Source organism: Amycolatopsis sp. 2-15, assembly GCF_030285625.1.
Taxonomy (GTDB): Bacteria; Actinomycetota; Actinomycetes; order Mycobacteriales; family Pseudonocardiaceae; genus Amycolatopsis; species Amycolatopsis carbonis.
Genome location: NZ_CP127294.1, coordinates 8012346 through 8028237, shown reverse-complemented (window position 1 = coordinate 8028237; position 15892 = coordinate 8012346). Strand labels below are relative to the sequence as shown.

The 15892-nt window shown below is 72.5% G+C and carries 16 protein-coding genes; 3 read left to right on the top strand and 13 right to left on the bottom strand.

Annotated elements, in window-relative coordinates:
• Positions 1 to 91 precede the first annotated feature (91 nt).
• The 10 genes from QRX50_RS39755 to QRX50_RS39710 all read right to left on the bottom strand — a co-directional run bounded on the left by QRX50_RS39755 (position 92) and on the right by QRX50_RS39710 (position 9680).
• Entirely contained in the window at positions 92 to 1483 is a 1392-nt protein-coding gene (locus QRX50_RS39755) for an aspartate ammonia-lyase (protein ID WP_285968225.1), read from the bottom strand.
• The gene (locus QRX50_RS39750; protein WP_285968224.1) at positions 1480 to 2802 is read right to left on the bottom strand and encodes a dihydroorotase; all 1323 of its coding nucleotides are present in this window, start codon (positions 2800 to 2802) and stop codon (positions 1480 to 1482) included. The genes QRX50_RS39755 and QRX50_RS39750 overlap by 4 nt, the downstream gene beginning before the upstream one ends.
• Positions 2799 to 3656 (bottom strand): dihydroorotate dehydrogenase electron transfer subunit, encoded by an 858-nt coding sequence (locus tag QRX50_RS39745; RefSeq protein ID WP_285968223.1) that lies wholly within the window; start codon positions 3654 to 3656, stop codon positions 2799 to 2801. The genes QRX50_RS39750 and QRX50_RS39745 overlap by 4 nt, the downstream gene beginning before the upstream one ends.
• Entirely contained in the window at positions 3653 to 4966 is a 1314-nt protein-coding gene (locus tag QRX50_RS39740; RefSeq protein ID WP_285968222.1) for a Zn-dependent hydrolase, read from the bottom strand. Before QRX50_RS39740 ends, QRX50_RS39745 begins: the two co-directional genes overlap by 4 nt.
• Positions 4963 to 5436, bottom strand: coding sequence for a hypothetical protein (locus QRX50_RS39735; protein ID WP_285968221.1), 474 nt, complete (start codon positions 5434 to 5436; stop codon positions 4963 to 4965). The genes QRX50_RS39740 and QRX50_RS39735 overlap by 4 nt, the downstream gene beginning before the upstream one ends.
• Entirely contained in the window at positions 5433 to 5909 is a 477-nt protein-coding gene (locus tag QRX50_RS39730; protein WP_285968220.1) for a hypothetical protein, read from the bottom strand. The genes QRX50_RS39735 and QRX50_RS39730 overlap by 4 nt, the downstream gene beginning before the upstream one ends.
• Entirely contained in the window at positions 5906 to 6703 is a 798-nt protein-coding gene (locus QRX50_RS39725; RefSeq protein ID WP_285968219.1) for an IclR family transcriptional regulator, read from the bottom strand. Before QRX50_RS39725 ends, QRX50_RS39730 begins: the two co-directional genes overlap by 4 nt.
• Before the next feature lie 25 nt (positions 6704 to 6728).
• Positions 6729 to 7994, bottom strand: a complete 1266-nt coding sequence (locus QRX50_RS39720; RefSeq protein WP_285968218.1) for an MFS transporter — start codon at positions 7992 to 7994, stop codon at positions 6729 to 6731.
• A gap of 77 nt (positions 7995 to 8071) precedes the next feature.
• The gene (locus tag QRX50_RS39715; protein ID WP_285968217.1) at positions 8072 to 9046 is read right to left on the bottom strand and encodes a dihydroorotate dehydrogenase; all 975 of its coding nucleotides are present in this window, start codon (positions 9044 to 9046) and stop codon (positions 8072 to 8074) included.
• A 298-nt stretch (positions 9047 to 9344) separates the two neighbouring features.
• On the bottom strand, positions 9345 to 9680 hold the full coding sequence (locus QRX50_RS39710) for a cupin domain-containing protein (protein ID WP_285968216.1): 336 nt from the start codon (positions 9678 to 9680) through the stop codon (positions 9345 to 9347).
• Positions 9681 to 9784: 104 nt separating this feature from the next.
• Between QRX50_RS39710 and QRX50_RS39705 the strand changes: the two genes are divergently transcribed.
• Positions 9785 to 10354: a TIGR03086 family metal-binding protein gene (locus QRX50_RS39705; RefSeq protein ID WP_285968215.1), complete on the top strand. Its 570-nt coding sequence runs from the start codon at positions 9785 to 9787 to the stop codon at positions 10352 to 10354.
• A gap of 12 nt (positions 10355 to 10366) precedes the next feature.
• Here the strand turns inward: QRX50_RS39705 and QRX50_RS39700 are convergent, their stop codons facing one another.
• The 3 genes from QRX50_RS39700 to QRX50_RS39690 form a co-directional block, all read right to left on the bottom strand.
• The gene (locus QRX50_RS39700) at positions 10367 to 10720 is read right to left on the bottom strand and encodes a DUF1622 domain-containing protein (RefSeq protein ID WP_285968214.1); all 354 of its coding nucleotides are present in this window, start codon (positions 10718 to 10720) and stop codon (positions 10367 to 10369) included.
• A 215-nt stretch (positions 10721 to 10935) separates the two neighbouring features.
• Complete coding sequence (locus QRX50_RS39695) at positions 10936 to 11322, bottom strand: histone-like nucleoid-structuring protein Lsr2 (RefSeq protein WP_285968213.1); 387 nt, start codon at positions 11320 to 11322, stop codon at positions 10936 to 10938.
• A 158-nt stretch (positions 11323 to 11480) separates the two neighbouring features.
• Positions 11481 to 12470 carry a LacI family DNA-binding transcriptional regulator gene (locus tag QRX50_RS39690; protein WP_285968212.1) on the bottom strand — a complete coding sequence of 330 codons (990 nt, stop codon included), beginning with the start codon at positions 12468 to 12470 and terminating at the stop codon, positions 11481 to 11483.
• A gap of 283 nt (positions 12471 to 12753) precedes the next feature.
• Here QRX50_RS39690 and QRX50_RS39685 point away from each other — a divergent pair, with 283 nt between their 5' ends.
• Positions 12754 to 15060: a glycosyl hydrolase family 95 catalytic domain-containing protein gene (locus QRX50_RS39685; protein ID WP_285968211.1), complete on the top strand. Its 2307-nt coding sequence runs from the start codon at positions 12754 to 12756 to the stop codon at positions 15058 to 15060.
• An 87-nt stretch (positions 15061 to 15147) separates the two neighbouring features.
• Positions 15148 to 15891 (top strand): SDR family NAD(P)-dependent oxidoreductase, encoded by a 744-nt coding sequence (locus QRX50_RS39680; protein WP_285968210.1) that lies wholly within the window; start codon positions 15148 to 15150, stop codon positions 15889 to 15891.
• Position 15892 lies beyond the last annotated feature (1 nt).

The window sequence follows — 15892 nt, the reverse complement described above, 5'->3', positions numbered from 1 at the left end:
ATTGCAGTGCACCCAGGTAAACGAAGGGTAAACGACGGCAGTCGTCACGGTGTCGGCCCGCGGTGTCAGGTCACAGTGTCAGGCCGCGGTGTCAGCCCGGAGTGGTCGCAGGCAGGCCCAGCAACGTGTCGAGCTGCTCGGAGGTGAGCAGGCCGGCGTCGACCACGAGCTCGTGGATCGAGCGGCCGGTGGCCGAAGCCTGCTTGGCGAGCGCGCTCGCCGCTTCGTAGCCGATCACCGGGTTCAGTGCCGTGACGAGGCCGATGGACTCGCGGACCTGGCGGCGCAGGTGCTCGGTGTTGGCCGTGATGCCGGTGATGCAGCGGCGCGCCAGCGTCTGCGCGCCCGTGCGCAGGTGGTGCAGCGACTTCAGCAGCGAGTGGGCGATGATCGGCTCGAACGCGTTGAGCTGCAGCTGCCCGGCCTCGGCGGCGAGTGTGACGGTGGTGTCGTTGCCGATCACCTCGAAGGCGATCTGGTTGACGACCTCGGGGATCACGGGGTTGACCTTGCCCGGCATGATGCTCGACCCGGCCTGCACCTTCGGCAGCCGCAGCTCGTTGAACCCGGCCTGCGGACCCGAGGACAGCAGCCGAAGATCGTTGCAGGTCTTGGAAAGTTTCACGGCCACGCGCTTGAGCACGCCGGAGAGCTGCACGAACACGCCGACGTCGGCCGTCGCCTCCACGAGGTCGGTGGCGGTGACGAGCGGCGTGCCGGTGAGCCGGGCGAGGTGCTCGCACGCCAGGCGCGCGTAGTCGGGGTGCGCGTTGAGGCCCGTGCCGATCGCGGTGCCGCCGAGGTTGATCTCGGTCAGCAAGGTGAGCGCCTCGGCCAGCCGCTGCTCGTCCTCGCCGAGCGTCACGGCGAACGCGGTGAACTCGCGGCCCAGGGTCATGGGCACGGCGTCCTGCAGCTGGGTGCGCCCGATCTTCACGACGTCGGTGAACTCGCGGCCCTTAGCGGCCAGCGCGCCGCGCAGCTCGGCCATGGCGTCGAGCAGCTCGGTCGCGGCCGCGTGCACCGCGAGCTTCACGGCGGTGGGGTAGACGTCGTTGGTGGACTGGCCGAGGTTGACGTCGTCGATCGGGTGCAGCCGCGCGTAGTCGCCGCGCGGGCGGCCGAGGAGCTCCAGTGCCCGGTTCGTCACGACCTCGTTCACGTTCATGTTCGACGAGGTGCCCGCGCCGCCCTGGATCACGTCCACGGTGAACTGCTCGTGCAGCCGGCCGGACTCGATCTCCTCGCACGCGGCGACGATCGCGGCGGTCTTGTCGCCGGACAGCAGGCCGACGTCGTGGTTGGCCAGCGCGGCCGCGTGCTTCACACGCGCCAGCGCAACCACGAGCTCGGGGTGGGTCGACAGCGGCAGGCCGCTGATGGGGAAGTTGGCCATGGCGCGGCGGGTCTGCACGCCGTAGTACGCGTCGGCGGGCACGGCCAGTTCGCCGAGCAGGTCCGCTTCGGTGCGGGTGGTGGTCATCGGGCACTCCTGGTGAACAACCCGCCGCGGTCGGCGGTCACGGCGCCGGCGACGACCGTCGCCACGGGCCGGTGGGTGAAGGACAGGCCCCCGAACGGGGTGTTGTGCGAGCGGCCCGCGGTGTCGGCGGGATCGACCGTCCAGCCGGCCCGCGGGTCGACAAGGGTGAACGTGGCCGGCTCGCCGACGGCGATCGGGCGGCCGGCGGACGCGGCGATGCCACCGATGCGCGCGGGGGCGTGGGACATGCGGTCGGCCACCAGCGCCCAGTCGACGCCGCGGCTGGTGTGCAGGACTTCGGACACCACGGCCAGCGCGGTCTCCAGCCCGGTCATCCCGAACGGCGCCCCGCACCAGTCGGCGGCCTTCGCCTCGGCGAGGTGCGGCGCGTGGTCGGTGGCGACGGCGTCGATCGTGCCGTCGAGCAGCGCGGCCCGCAGGGCCCGGACGTCGCCCTGGGAGCGCAGAGGCGGGTTGACTTTGAACTTGGGGTCCGCGCTCGCGGCTTCGCCGTCGGTGAGCAGCAGGTGGTGCGGCGTGACCTCGGCGCTCACGGCCCAGCCTTGGTCCTTGGCCCACCGCACGAGCGCGACCGAGCGCGCGGTGGACACGTGGCAGACGTGCAGCGGCGCCCCGGCGTCGGCGGCGAGCACGATGTCGCGCGCCACCACGGTTTCCTCGCCCGTGGCCGGCCACGGCGGAAGTCCGGTGCGCTCGGCCGCGCCGCCCGCGTTGATCTGGCCGGCACCGGCGAGCGGGCCCGACTGGGCGTGCTGGGCGAGCACCGTGCCGGTCCGCTTGGTCAGCTCGAGGGCTTCGCGCACCAGGACGGGGTCGTCGACGCAGCGGCCGTCGTCGGAGAACAGGCGAGCCCCGGCCGCGGCCATGGCTTCCAGCGGCGCGAGGCGTTGTCCCGCAAGGCCTTCGGTGATGGCGCCGACGGCGTGCACGCGGCACGACGCGGTGCGCTCGGCCAGGTCGAGCACGTGGCGGATCCGCTCGGGCGAGTCGGTGACCGGGCTGCAGTTGGCCATGGCGAACACGTCGGAGTAGCCGCCGGCCGCCGCGGCGGCGGTACCGGTGGCGATGGTCTCGGCGTCCTCGCCGCCCGGCTCGCGCAGGTGCGTGTGCAGGTCGACGAACGCGGGCAGCAGCACGAGACCATCGGCGTCGAACCGGTTCGGCTCGTCGGCGCTGCCGCGGGGCCGCAGTTCGGCGATGCGGCCGTCGCGCACCACAAGGTCGATCGGGGGGCCGCCGAACGGGGCCACGCCGGTGAGTACCGCGTGGCCGAGCGGGGCCTGCGTGAGCGGGCTCATGCCGTCTTCTCCAGCCGGAACACGGGGCCGTCCTTGCAGATCAGCGGCGACTCCTCGGGCCCGCCGCGGGTTCCGGTGGCGCAGCCGTGGCAGTAGCCGAGGCCGCAGGCCATGTGTGCTTCCAACGACACTTGCACCTCGGCGCCCCAGCGGTCGGCCAGCTCGCGACACAGCCACGCCAGCCGGTCCGAGCCGCACGTGAGGATCCGCTGCGGTGGCGAACTGTCCAAAGTGGAGGTCAGTTCCGCGCGCAGGCGCGCGATCTCGCTGGTGCCCTCGTCGTCGGTCACGGTGAGCACGCGCTCGGCGCCGCACTCGCGGTAGAAGTCCGCGCCGATCACGGCCTGCGGCGTCCGTCCACTCGCGACGGCGACCAGCTCCGTGCCGCTGCCCGCGAGGTCCTGCGCGACGGTGGTGAGCGAGCACGTGCCGATGCCGCGCCCGACCAGCAGCACCCGGGTGGCGTCGTCGGGCACGTGGAACCCACGGCCGAGCGGGCCGACCACGAGCATCGTCTCGCCCGCGGCGAACGTGGTGAGCTTGCGCGTGCCGTCACCGACCACGCCGTAGACGACCTCGATCGTGCCCGCCTCGGCGTCGCGGCGGTAGATCGCCATCGGCCGGGGCAGCACGGGGCCGCGTTCACCTTGGCGCGCGGCGGTGAGCATCACGAACTGCCCGGCCGTCGCGGCCCGCGCGATGCTCGGCGCGTGCAGGCGCAGGTACTGGTAGCGGTCGGCTTCCGGACGGTGCTCCAGCACCTCGGCGTGGTGCCACGTCGGAGCGGGGACCGGGCCGGTGTCGGGCAGGGGCGTCACGTGGTCGCGGACCGCCTGGGCGTCGGTGGTGGTCATGATTGCTCCGATCCCGCGACGGCGAACGCGGTGTCGAGCCGGACGAGGCTGTGGGCGAGCACTTCGGTGCCGACGACGAGGTCGGCGAGGTCGGTCCACTCGTCGGGGCTGTGGCTCACGCCGGCGCGGCTGGGTACGAAGAGCATGCCGGTCGGTGTGACGTGGTTGACCATCTGCGCGTCGTGGCTGGCGCCGCTGGGCAGCACGCGGTGCGCGAAGCCGAGCTCGGCGCACGTCGCCGCGACCACGTCGGTCACGCGACGGGGCAGCAGCACGGGGGACGCGTCGGCGAGGGTGCGGGCGGCGAACCCGATTCCGCGGCGCGCGGCGAGGGCGTGGGCGCGCTCGACGATCTCCGCGGCGGTCTGGCGCTGGCGGTCGCTGTCGACGTCCCGGACATCGACGTGCAGCTGCGCCTGTCCCGCGATCGTCGTGATGGAGCCGGGTGCGGAGTCGAGCCGCCCGACGGTCGCGCGGGTGCCGTGGTGGCGGCTGTCGGTGGCGATGGCCTCGATCAGCAGCACGATCTCGGCCGCGGCGGCGAGCGCGTCGGCGCGCTGGTGCATGGGCGTGCCGCCGGTGTGCGACGCGCGGCCGGTGAGGTCGAGGCGCAGCCGGGTACTGCCGGAGATGAGGTCGACCACGCCGAGCGGTAGGCCCGTCGACTCGAGCACGCTGCCCTGTTCGATGTGCAGCTCCAGGAACGCGGCCCAGTCCTCGGGGCGCCAGCGCGCACCGGCCGCGCCGGCGGGGTCGAGGCCGACCGAGCGCATCGCGTCGGCGAGGCTCACACCGTGGGCGTCGAACTTGGTCTCGAGGTCTTCGGCGCCGGTGAGCCCGGCGACGATCCGGCTGCCGGTGCACGCCTGGCCGAAGCGCGCGCCCTCCTCCGCGGCGAACACGACGAACCGCACGGGGTGGGCCAGGCGCACGTCGTGCTCGGTGTAGAGCCGCGCGGTCTCCATGGCGGCGACCACGCCGGCGATGCCGTCGAACGCGCCGGCGTTGGGCACGCTGTCGAGGTGCGAGCCGGTGCCGAGCGCCTGCGCGTTCGGCTCAGTGCCCGGGAGCTCGGCGATCGTGTTGCCCGCGGCGTCGGTGCGCACGGTGAGACCGAGTGAGCTGACATACTCGGCGAACAGTGCGTGCGCGCGGCGTTCGAGCGGGGTGTGCGCGAGCCGGGTCACGCCCGGGCCGGAGACCGGTTCGGACAGTGCGGCGAACGTGTCGAGCCAGTGGGCGATCCGGTCCGCGTCGGCGCGCAGCCGGGTGTCCACGGTAGACCCTGAGGACGCGGTGGACGCGGTCATCGTGGGCCACCCGGCAGCTCGGTCAGCAGCGCCGCCGTCGGCGGGCCCGTCACCTCGGCGAGCGCGGGCGTGGCCAGCACCGCGGCCACCGCGACGACCTCGGCTCGCGCGGTCGCGGCGAGGTTGAGCAGCGTCCGCAGCCGCGCGGGTTCCCACGCGGTGCCGACCAGTGCGATCCGCGTGCCGGCCGCGACGGGCGGGTGGAAGCCGACCACACCTTCGAGCTCGGACGCGCGCGTCACCGTGGCACCCAGCTGCCGGGCGACGACGTGCGCGAGCACGGCGTCGTCGGCGCCGTGCCACACCGCGACCTGGTCGAGGGCCTGCTGGGCGAGCAGCTCCGCCAGCGCGGCGCCGACCACTTCGGTGGCGGCGGGATCTGTGGGCGTGTCGAGCGAGGGGCCGTAGGTGTCGGGGCTGACGCCGAGCTTGCGCACCGCGGCGCCGGCGTCCTGAACGGGAGTGGTCATGAGGGGTTCTCCGAAGGGGTTCGAGTGCCGGCGAGGGCAGGGGTGCCGTCGGCCGCGAGCACACTGAGCAGGACGACGGGCTCGGCGCCCGCCGCGCGGACGCGGTCGGCCAGCGCGGCGGCGGTCGCGTCGGTGAGATCGCCGGCCGGGTCGTCGGCGACCGGTGTCACCACGGCGACGCGGTCGCCCCGGTGCACTTCACCGGCGTCGACCGCGAAGGGCAGACCGGTGTGCAACGCCAGCGCCGTAGTGACCGCGACGGCGTCGGCCGTGCCCGTGGTGACCAGCCGATCGGTCGCCGTGGGCAGTTCCTCGGCGAGCAGCGCCGCCGCTCGGCGCAGGATCGAGGGCCGAGTGGTGAATGCGGTGCCGATCGCCGCGAGATCCGCGCGCAGCTCGGCGCGCCGCCGCTCGGCGCCGAGGAACACGGTGGTGGTGTCGGTGGCCGTGGCCAGGTCTGCCTCGAGGCTCATCGGGCGCTCCTCGCCGGTCCGCCGACCGCCGTGGTGGGTTCGGCGCCGGCGAAACCGAGCTCGGCGGACAGCTCGCGCGCGGCGGTGAGGACGGCGTCCGTCGCCACCGTGCGCGAGCTGCCCTCGCGCATGCGGGTGCCCGCCGCGGCCAGCGTGACGCTCGCGGCCACCGCGCCGGTGGAGGTGAAGATCGGGGCGGCCACGGCCCAGACGCCGCGGTCGAGCTCGTCGTCGCAGATGTCGTACCCGCGGGCCCGCACGAGGGCGAGGTGGTCGACGAGTTCGTCCACTGTGGTCGGCGTGTCCGGGGTGAACGCGTCGAGCGACTGGGTTTCGAGCACCCGCCGGGCCGCGGGCTCCGGCAGGTAAGCGAGCAGTGAACGGCTCGACGCGGCGGCGTGCAGCGGCATCTCCTGCCCGATGCGCACGAACAGCCGCAGCGGGTGCCGGCCCTCCACCAGCGCGACGCACACGGCGCGGGCGCCGATGAGCTCGGTGAGGAACACCGTCTCGCCGCTGGCCGCCGCGGCGTCGACCACCGCCTGATGCGGGTTGGCCAGCAGGGCCGTCCGGTGCGGCGCCGGCTCGCCGAGCTGGCGTGCGGCGGGGCCGAGGAAGTACCGCTTGTTGGTGGGGGAGCGGGTCACGAAGTTCTCCTCCATCAGCGTGGTGAGCACGCGGTGCGCGCTGCCCACGGGGATGTCGAGCTCCTCGTGCAGCTCCTGGAGCGTGGCGCCCTTGCCCTTCGTCGCGAGGGCCCGCAGCACGGACAAGGCGCGGATGACGACCTGCATGGTTCTCCTTGCTCGGGTACCGGGCTCAGGCCAGCTGCTCGGCGCGCCGGTCGGGGATGAAGATCATCGCGACCATGTCGAGCAGGTAGATCACGGACAGCACGCCGATGGCGAAGCCGAAGCCGTAGCTGGCGGCGACGAGCGCGACCACGATCGGCGCGAACCCGCCGACCGCGCGGCCGAGGTTGAACAGCACGTTCTGCGCCGTGGACCGGATCGCCGTGGGGTAGAGCTCGGCCATCAGCGCGCCGTAGCCGCCGATCATGCCGTTGGCGAACGCGCCCATGATCGCGCCACCCACCATCAACGCCCACGGCGACGAGAGCTGGCTGTAGCCCAGTACCGAGATGGCTGCGCCGGCCTGGAAGAGCCAGAAGGCCTTGCGGCGCCCCAGTTTGTCGGCGATCTCGCCGAACGCCAGGATCCCGACGCCCATGCCGACCACCGTGACGGCGGTCCACACCCCGGATTTCGTGAGGCTGTAGCCGAACTGCGTGGACAGGTAGGTGGGCAGCCAGATCATGATGCCGAAGTACCCGAAGTTCTGCACCGACGTGAGCACGAGGACGCCGATCGTCGCGCGGGTGGTGGGCCCGTCGGCCACCAGCAGCTTGAGCGGTACCTTCGGCTTGCCCTCCTGGCTTTCGCGGTGGCGCGTGAACTGCTCGGGCTCGTGCAGCCGCGAGCGGAACACGATGGCGACGATCGCGGGGAACGCGCCGAGCAGGAACAGCCCGCGCCAGCCCCACGCGTTGAGCACCGGAGCGGAGATCAGCGCCGCGAGCAGCACCCCGGCCTGCCAGCCGAGGCCGACCAGCGAGGTCGCCCGGGCGCGCTTCTTCGCCGGCCACGCTTCGGCTGCCAGCGTCATGCCGATGCCGAACTCGCCGCCGATGCCGACGCCCGCGAGGAACCGGAAGACGGCGATCTCCCAGTAGCTCGTGGAAATCGCCGTGAGACCGGTGAACACCGCGAAGAAGATCACCGAGTACGTCAGCACCTTCACGCGGCCGATGCGGTCGGAGAGGATCCCGAACGCGATCCCGCCGACCACCGCGCCGATGAGCGTGATGGTGGCCAGTGAGCCGGCTTCGGCGCCGCCGAGCCCGAGGTCACCGGAGATGGCGGACAGGGCGAACCCGAGGATCAGCAGGTCGAAGCCGTCCATCGCGTAGCCGATCGACGACGCGAACACGGCCTTGCGGGCGTAGCGCGTGGTGGCCTTGGCGGCGGCGGTGTCTTCGGACGTGGCGGGTGGTGCGGCGCTGCCGGCCAGCGTTTCGTCGGACATGGTGTGGAGCTCTCCTCACGGCGTTGGGGGAAGGGGCCGGGATGGGGGATCGGCTGGGTTGGGGGTAGTGGTCAGGATCAGGTGCGCAGGGTTCCGATGAGCTCGTGGACGGCGCCCGCCCCGAGCTCGGCGCAGTGGTGGGCGAGGTCGCGCACGATCTCGGCCATCGCGTAGGGGCGGGTGAACGTCGCGGTGCCGACCTGCACGGCGGTGGCGCCGGCGATGAGGAACTCGACGACGTCACGCGCGCTGCTGATACCACCACAGCCGATGACGGGGATGTCGACGGCCGAGGCCGCCTGCCACACCAGCCGCAGCGCGAGCGGTTTCACGGCCGGGCCGGACAGGCCGCCGACGCCGTTGCCCAGCACCGCGCGCCGCGAGCGCACGTCGACGGCCAGGGCGGGGAAGGTGTTGCTCACGGTCACGGCGGTCGCGCCCGCCTGCTCGGCGGCGCGGGCGATCTCGCCGATGTCGGTGACTCCGGGCGTGAGCTTCACGAGCACCGGCAGCGGCGTGCGCGCCACCACACCGGCGACGACGGCCTCGACCGCCGCGGGGTCGGCGCCGATGGCGAGCCCGCCGTGTTCGAGGTTGGGGCAGGACACGTTGACCTCGAAGGCCGCGCACTCCGCGCCGGCCAGCTCGTCGGCGACCTGCCAGTACTCGTCCACGGTCAACCCGCCGACGCTGGCGATCACGGGCACGCCGAACTCGCGGTAGCGCGGCAGCACGTCGCGCACGAACCGGCTCGTGCCCGGGCTGGGGATGCCGACGCTGTTGAGCATGCCGAGCGCGCTTTCGGTCAGCCGGTGCGACGGGTTGCCGGAGCGGCGCTGCGCGAACACGGTCTTCGTCACGACGGCGCCGAGCTCGCGCACCGGCAGCAGGGGACCGAGCTCCGGGCCGAAGCAGCCGGACGCGGGCATCACCGGGTTGGCGAGCGTGAGGGGGCCCAGGGGCACCGCCAGGTCGACGGCCGACCCGGGCGCGGTGGCGAACAGCCGGTCGCGGTCGTCGCGGCCGGTCGTCCGGTCCAGCACCTCCGTCATGCGGAATCACACCCTCCATCGAACGGAAACGAGAGAAGTGAGGATGAGTCCCGCCCAGCGTGGTGTCAAGGCAGCGGCGGCCCGGTCCGTTGCCGGTGGTCGGAGCAGGTTTTCACGAGACGGCAGCGCGGGCACGGAGTGTTTCCGTGAGGCGGAAAGCCGCCCTCCGCCGCACTGCCGGGTTCCGCAGGTCAGCGCGTGATTCGGCGATTCCGGCCGCCGGGTGTGACCCGCGCTGACAAATGTGCGAACGCGAACGCGGGCCTGGGTGCCCGGCACCGTCGTGAGTGGACGGTGTCTACTCGAGCCACTCCGTGACGAACCGGTCGTTCTCGTGGATGTGCACGGCTTCGTAGCGCTCCGGCCCGAGAACCACGAACTTGTGCGCGACCCCGGCGGGAACCGCGAGAACGTCGCCGGCCCGGCCTTCCCGCTCGGTGTCGCCGATCGTGAACAAGGCGTGGCCGCGCTGGATCACGAACGTCTCGCGGTAGGGGTGGCGGTGCAGCCGCGGGCCGGACCCGGCGACGTCGGTGCTCTCGCGGATGATGGACACGCTCGCACCGACCTCGTGTCCCTCGACGTTGCGCGTCAGCGCGCCGGTCTGATCTGCGGTACTGGTCGATTCGGTCATTCCCACCACGGTAGCCGCGAGCCGGCGAAGCCGGGACCGGATTCGGTCTGTTTCACCGCCCGCCGGTGGTCGTCGGGATAGGACATCGGTGAAGGGAGCGAGCTGTGGATCTTGTGGAGCAGTACTTCGTGGCGCAGGACGGCTTCGGCGCGGTGGTGGCCGAGGTGCCGGCGCGGCGGTGGGACGCGCCGTCGCCGTGCGCGGCGTGGACGGTGCGGGACATCGTGGGGCACGTGCTGTGGGGCCGCCACCGGCTGGCGGCCTGGGTGACCGGCGCCGACTACCCCGAAACCGCGGGGGAGCCGGGCGCACCGAACCCGGGTGTGCTCTGCGCCGGGGATCCGGCGTGGGAGTGGCGCGTGGCGTTCGAGGCGACCGCCCCGGCCCTGACCCGGGCCGGGCTCGCGCGGGTCACGTCGGTCGCCGACGCCGGGGGCGTGCCGCTCACGACGCTGCTGCCGGCGTTCATCTCCGACGCGCTGGTTCACACCTGGGACATCGCCCAGGCCGTCGGTCTGACCGTCACGCTCGATCCGGCCGTGGTGAAGGCGACGGACGAGTGGGTTCGCTCGATTCCGTTGCGGCGGCCCGAGTTCTTCGGGCCCGAGCGCACCCCACCGGCGGGCGCCGACGAGACCACGCGGCTGCTGGCGTTCCTCGGCCGCGCGGCCTGAGCGCCGGGGAGGTCAGGCGGGCGGCCGCGCCCCCCGCTTGGCCTGCCACGGCCACGCGCCGGAGATCTCGACCTCGAGCGCGAAGCTCAGCACGGTCCGGATCAGCACGATCAAGCCGAGGATCAGCACGTTGTCCAGCGACGCGTCGACGATCACGGTCCGGATGATGTCGCCGGCGATCAGGATCTCGAGCCCGAGCAGGATGACGCGGCCGAGGTGCACTCGCAGCTGGTCGTAGCTGCCGCGGCGCCGGGTGAGGTCGACGACGAAGCGCACCAGCACCACCACGAGGCCGAGGGCCATGATGCCGACGCCGAGGCCTTCGATCACGGCGGCGACGATCTCGAACGACTCGGTGAAACTCATCCGCGAGCACCCTCTCCGAAGCGGACGTCGGGGAAGGTCCGCGGCTCCCGGTCGGAACGTACGAACCGCCGCGACGGACTGTCAAGGCCGTCGCGGCGGCGGTGGTTCACCGGGAGCCGCCGGTTAACCGCGGTTTTCGGATTCGGTGGGGACGTTTCCGGCGGGGCGTGCGGCGGGTCGGTGGAAATGGCCGCACGGCGACGCCCGGATCAGTTTTACGCCTTCGCCTTTGTGCGACCACCGCGGGCCCGTGACTTCGAGCCGGAGGTGCGGCTGTTTTCGTAGGCGGTGACCACGTCGGTGGGAATGCGACCGCGTTCGGAAATGCTCCAGCCGTTGTCCGCGGCCCACGCGCGGATGCTGCGCGAACGTTCGCGGTCCTCGGGCGTCGGCGTGGCCGAACCGGTGCCACGGCGCACCTTGCGGCCGCCCGTGCGGCGCGAGGCGGCGATGTAGCGGGCGAACTCTTCACGCAGAGTTCCCGCGTTCTTGTCGGAGAGATCGATTTCGTACTGAACGCCGTCGAGGCCGAAGGGCACGGTCTGGTGCGCGACCCCGCCGTCGATGTCGTCCACCATCTGGACCAGGACCTTGTGCGCCATGGCGGGTGAATCCTCCTCGAACGTTTCCGGCAGCCGCGTTTTCCGTGGCCTGTGAAGAACTGTAACATCGATCCACAGTGGAACGCAGTATCGGGCGTGACCGGATTACGTGTCGGTCCCGATCATTTTCCGACATTTCCCCTAGTGTGCGGGAATGGTCAGCGGTGATACCCGGGCGCGCGGGCGGTGGTGGCGCGCACGACGAGCCGCGTCGGCAGCTCCGTGACCACCCGGCCGGCCGGGTCGGTGGCCGCATGGGCCAGCAGCAGATCCACCGCGTCGCTGCCGGCCTCGGCCAGCGGCATGGCGACGGTGGTGAGCGGGGGAGCGGACACCGCCGCGTAGACGAGGTCGTCGAAGCCGGTCACGCTCAGCTCGCCCGGCACGTCGACCCCGCGGTCGCGCAGGCGCGCCAGCACGCCGAGCGCCATCACGTCGTTGTAGGCGAGCACCGCGGTCACGCCGGCGGCCAGCGCCTGGTCGGCGGCGGGCGAGCCGTCCTCGTACCGCGGGGCGAACGGCCCGAGTTCCACGATCTCGACGCCGTGCTCCGCGGCGGCCGGACGCAGCCCGCGCAGCCGTTCGTGGTTGGACCACGAGCTGTCGGGGCCGTTGAGGTAGGCGAGCCGGTGCCCGAGCGCGGCCAGGTGCGCCACGACCTCGCGCATCCCGCCGGCGCTGTCCATCACCGTGGCGCCGATCCCGGCCACCCGGCGGTTGAGCAGCGCCAGCGACGTGAGGCCGTCGAGCTCGGTGATGGTGGCGTCGTCGATCCCGGGCGAGCACAGCAGCACGCCGTCGGCCTGCTTCGCCAGCGTGCGCACGAGCTCCTGCTCGGTGGCCGGGTCCTCGTCGCTGTCGCCGACCAGCACGGCGTGGCCGGTTTCGCGCGCCCGCGCCTGGACGCTCTTGAGCAGGCCGGTGAAGAACGGGTTCCCCAGGTCCGGCACCACGATGGCGATCGCGCCGGTCTTGCCGGTGATGAGGCTGCGCGCCGCCGGGCTGGGCCGGTAGCCCAGTTCCCGCACGACCGCGAGCACCCGGTCGCGCGTGGCTTCGCTGACGCGGTCGGGCGAGCCGAGCGCCCGCGACACCGTGGCCACCGACACCTCTGCCCGCCGTGCGACATCCCGGATCGTGATCCGCACGGTTCTCCTTCGCCCACCGCCGCGGCGCGGCTGGCCCCGATTGTAGGGCCGGGCACTTCGGGCCACGGCTGTGACCTGCACCCCTGCGGCGCTCGCTCCTTCCGGCCGGTCCAGATTGCGGTAGTCATCCGATGAATCGATGAAGAGGTTCTAGCTGTTCTTGGAGGTCATGGTGCTCGAGTCGGGTTGGCTTGTCACGAACTTGCGCAGAGGTCTCGACAACGAATATCAGACATCCTATGTTTAAGTCGATCGCCGCCGCCATCTTCTGGAGGTCGCAGACATGGACGTCTCCCGCAGAACAGTCCTCGGCGGCGCGCTCGCCGGGATCGCGGCGAGCGCGGCGGGGCTGGGCCCGGCCGTCGCCTCGGCCGCGAGCCACCCGCCGCCCGGCGGCGACGACTTCGACTGGACCGCCTTCCTCGCCACCGCGGACCTGCGGTGGCGGCGGATGCCGGCCGCGTGGACGGAAGGGCCGTTCCTCGGTAACGGTTTCCTCGGATCCGGTATTTACGCCGAGCCGGGCCAGAACGCCGTGCGCTTCACCGTGCAGCACACCGAGGTGCAGGACCACCGGCCGCAGTACGGCTCGCTGTTCGGCCTCGCCCGGCTGCCGATCGGGTACTTCACGCTCGAACCCGTCGGCGCGATCACCGGCGTCGACTGGCGTCTGGACCTGGGGAACGCCGAGCTCACCGGCACGATCACCACGGCCGCGGGCAGCCTCGCGCTGCGCGCGATCGTCCACACCGGACAGCCGGTGCTCGCCGTCGAGGTGCGCCCGACCGCGGGCGAACACGGGTTCCGCTGGGTCTTCCACCCGGCCGAGGCCGTGAGCCCGCGCGCCGATCCCGTCTGGAAGAAGGCCTCGCCCGAGGGCTACGTCGCGAACCCGCCGGCGACGGTCCGCACCGTCGGCGACAGCCACGTCGCCGAGCAGCCGCTGCTCGCGGGCGGTGAGCACGTCACCGCCTGGCGGGAGGTCACCCGCGGCGGCGCGCGGACGCTCTACGCGTCGGTCGCCTGGTCACACCCCGAGCGGACCTCCACCGCGCGGGCCCTGCGGTCCGTGCGGACGGCGGCCGAGTTCGGCCCGCTCACCCGCGAGCACCGCCGCTGGTGGCACGACTACTACCGGCGCAGCTTCGTGTCCATTCCGGACACCCGGCTGCAGAGCTTCTACTGGATCCAGCTGTACAAGCTCGCCTCGGCCGCGCGGCGCGAGGCACCGGTGATGGCGACGTCGGGCCCGTGGCTGGAGAACACGCCGTGGCCGGCCACGTGGTGGAACCTCAACGTGCAGCTCGAGTACTGGCTCATCCACGGCTCCAACCACCTCGAGCTCGACGCCGTGAGCCGGGCGCTGGACCAGTACCGCGCGCACCTGTCGAGCCAGCTCGGCGCGCCGTACCGGAGCGACTCCGCCGGCATCCCGCGCACCACCGACATGACGCTGCTCAACGGCGTCTCCGACGCGAACAGCGGCTTCCCCGTGGGCGTGCCCGGCCAAGACACCCCGACCCCGGAGGTCGGCGATCTCACGTGGGCGCTGCACAACGTGTGGCTGTCCTACCGGCACACGCTGGACCGCCGCCTGCTGCGCGACACGCTGTTCCCCTTGCTGCGCAAGGCGATCAACTACTACCTGCACTTCCTCGCGCCGGGCCCGGACGGCAAGCTGCACCTGCCGCCCACGTTCTCTCCCGAGTACGGCGTGAACGCCCCCGACTGCACCTACGACCTCGCCCTCGTGCGCTGGGGCTGCCGCACCCTGCTCGACGCGGCGCGCGAGCTGCGCGTCGCCGACCCGCTCGTGCCGCGCTGGCAACAGGTGCTGGCGACGCTCGCGCCCTACGCCGTGGACGAGACCGGCTACCTCATCGGCGCCGGCGTGCCGTTGGCGAAGTCGCACCGGCACTACTCGCACCTGCTGCAGGTCTACCCGCTGTACGAGATCACCTGGGAGCAGCCGGAGAACCGCGCGCTCATCGAGAAGTCACTGGCGCACTGGGTCGGCTTCGAGGGTGCGCTGCAGGGCTACACCTTCACCGGTGCGGCGTCGATCTCGGCGTCGATGCGACGCGGTGACCAAGCGGCGGCCTACCTCGACCAATTGCAGAACCGGTTCATCAAGCCCAACACGATGTACGAGGAGTCGGGCCCGGTGATCGAGACGCCGCTCTCGGCGGTGAAGTCGATGCAGGACATGCTGGTGCAGAGCTGGGGCGGTGTCGTGCGGCTGTTCCCCGCCGTCCCCGCGACGTGGGGGGACATTTCCGTGCGCGACTTCCGCACCGAGGGCGCGTTCCTGCTCAGTGCCGCCCGCGAAGGGGGCAAAACGCGCTGGCTGAAGGTTCACAGCGAAGCCGGTGCCCCCTGCGTCCTGCGCCCGGGCATCGACGGCGCCCTCGTGGTCACCGACGCACGGGGCCGCGCGAAGCATTGGCGCACCCTGCCCAACGGCGACGTGGAGGTCGACCTCGCCCACGGCGAGGACGCCTTCGTGTACCGCGCGGGCGACCGGCCGGACTTCGCGGTGCGCCCCGTGGCTCCGAACGGACCGAGCACTCCGTGGGGACTGCCGGCCTGACCCGGCGCCGTGGTGGGTCGGGCATGATGGTGTCCTCCGGCGCCCATGGGTGCGCGACGCCGACGACGAGAGGACCGAGAGGACACAGTGGACACTCGCAGGATCGCCGTCGTGACCGGGGCCGGGCGCGGGATCGGGGCCGCCGTCGCGGAGCGGCTGCACGAGCTCGGCCATCGCGTCGCGCTGCTCGACGTGGCCGCGGACAGCGCGGCCGCGAAGGCACGGGAGCTCGACGCCTCCGGCACCACCGCGCGCGCCTTCGCCGTCGACGTCCGCGATCCCGCGGCCGTGCGGTCCGTCGCCGAGCAGGTGCGGCGGGAGTTCGGCACGCCCGAGATCTTGGTGAACAACGCGGCCCGCACCCAGAGCCGGTCGGTGTGGGACATCGAGGTGACCGAGTGGGACGACGTGCTGGCGACCAACCTGCGCGGCGTTTTCCTGCTCACGCGTGAGCTCGCGCCGGCGATGCGCGAGCGCGGGTGGGGCCGCGTGGTCAACCTCGCGTCACTGGCCGGGCAGCAGGGCGGGCTGGTCGCGGGGGCGCACTACGCGTCGTCGAAGGCGGGGGTCCTGGTGCTCACCAAGGTGTTCGCGAAGGAGCTCGCCGCCTCGGGCGTCACGGTGAACGCCGTCGCCCCGGCGGCCACGCGGACGCCGGTGATGGACGAGATGGACGCCGGACAGCTCGAAGCCGCCGAGGCCGCGATCCCCGTGGGCCGGTTCGGGCGGGCCGGGGAGGTCGCGGACCTCGTCGCCTACCTCTGCGGCGAGAACACCGGGTACATCACCGGGGCCACCTTCGACATCAACGGCGGCCTGTTCATGCGCTGAC

Coding starts and splice junctions, on each gene's coding strand:
- QRX50_RS39755 (WP_285968225.1), bottom strand. CDS start 1,483: ATGACCACCACCCGCACCGAAGCGGACCTGCTCGGCGAACTGGCCGTG.
- QRX50_RS39750 (WP_285968224.1), bottom strand. CDS start 2,802: ATGAGCCCGCTCACGCAGGCCCCGCTCGGCCACGCGGTACTCACCGGC.
- QRX50_RS39745 (WP_285968223.1), bottom strand. CDS start 3,656: ATGACCACCACCGACGCCCAGGCGGTCCGCGACCACGTGACGCCCCTG.
- QRX50_RS39740 (WP_285968222.1), bottom strand. CDS start 4,966: ATGACCGCGTCCACCGCGTCCTCAGGGTCTACCGTGGACACCCGGCTG.
- QRX50_RS39735 (WP_285968221.1), bottom strand. CDS start 5,436: ATGACCACTCCCGTTCAGGACGCCGGCGCCGCGGTGCGCAAGCTCGGC.
- QRX50_RS39730 (WP_285968220.1), bottom strand. CDS start 5,909: ATGAGCCTCGAGGCAGACCTGGCCACGGCCACCGACACCACCACCGTG.
- QRX50_RS39725 (WP_285968219.1), bottom strand. CDS start 6,703: ATGCAGGTCGTCATCCGCGCCTTGTCCGTGCTGCGGGCCCTCGCGACG.
- QRX50_RS39720 (WP_285968218.1), bottom strand. CDS start 7,994: ATGTCCGACGAAACGCTGGCCGGCAGCGCCGCACCACCCGCCACGTCC.
- QRX50_RS39715 (WP_285968217.1), bottom strand. CDS start 9,046: ATGACGGAGGTGCTGGACCGGACGACCGGCCGCGACGACCGCGACCGG.
- QRX50_RS39710 (WP_285968216.1), bottom strand. CDS start 9,680: ATGACCGAATCGACCAGTACCGCAGATCAGACCGGCGCGCTGACGCGC.
- QRX50_RS39700 (WP_285968214.1), bottom strand. CDS start 10,720: ATGAGTTTCACCGAGTCGTTCGAGATCGTCGCCGCCGTGATCGAAGGC.
- QRX50_RS39695 (WP_285968213.1), bottom strand. CDS start 11,322: ATGGCGCACAAGGTCCTGGTCCAGATGGTGGACGACATCGACGGCGGG.
- QRX50_RS39685 (WP_285968211.1), top strand. CDS start 12,754: ATGGACGTCTCCCGCAGAACAGTCCTCGGCGGCGCGCTCGCCGGGATC.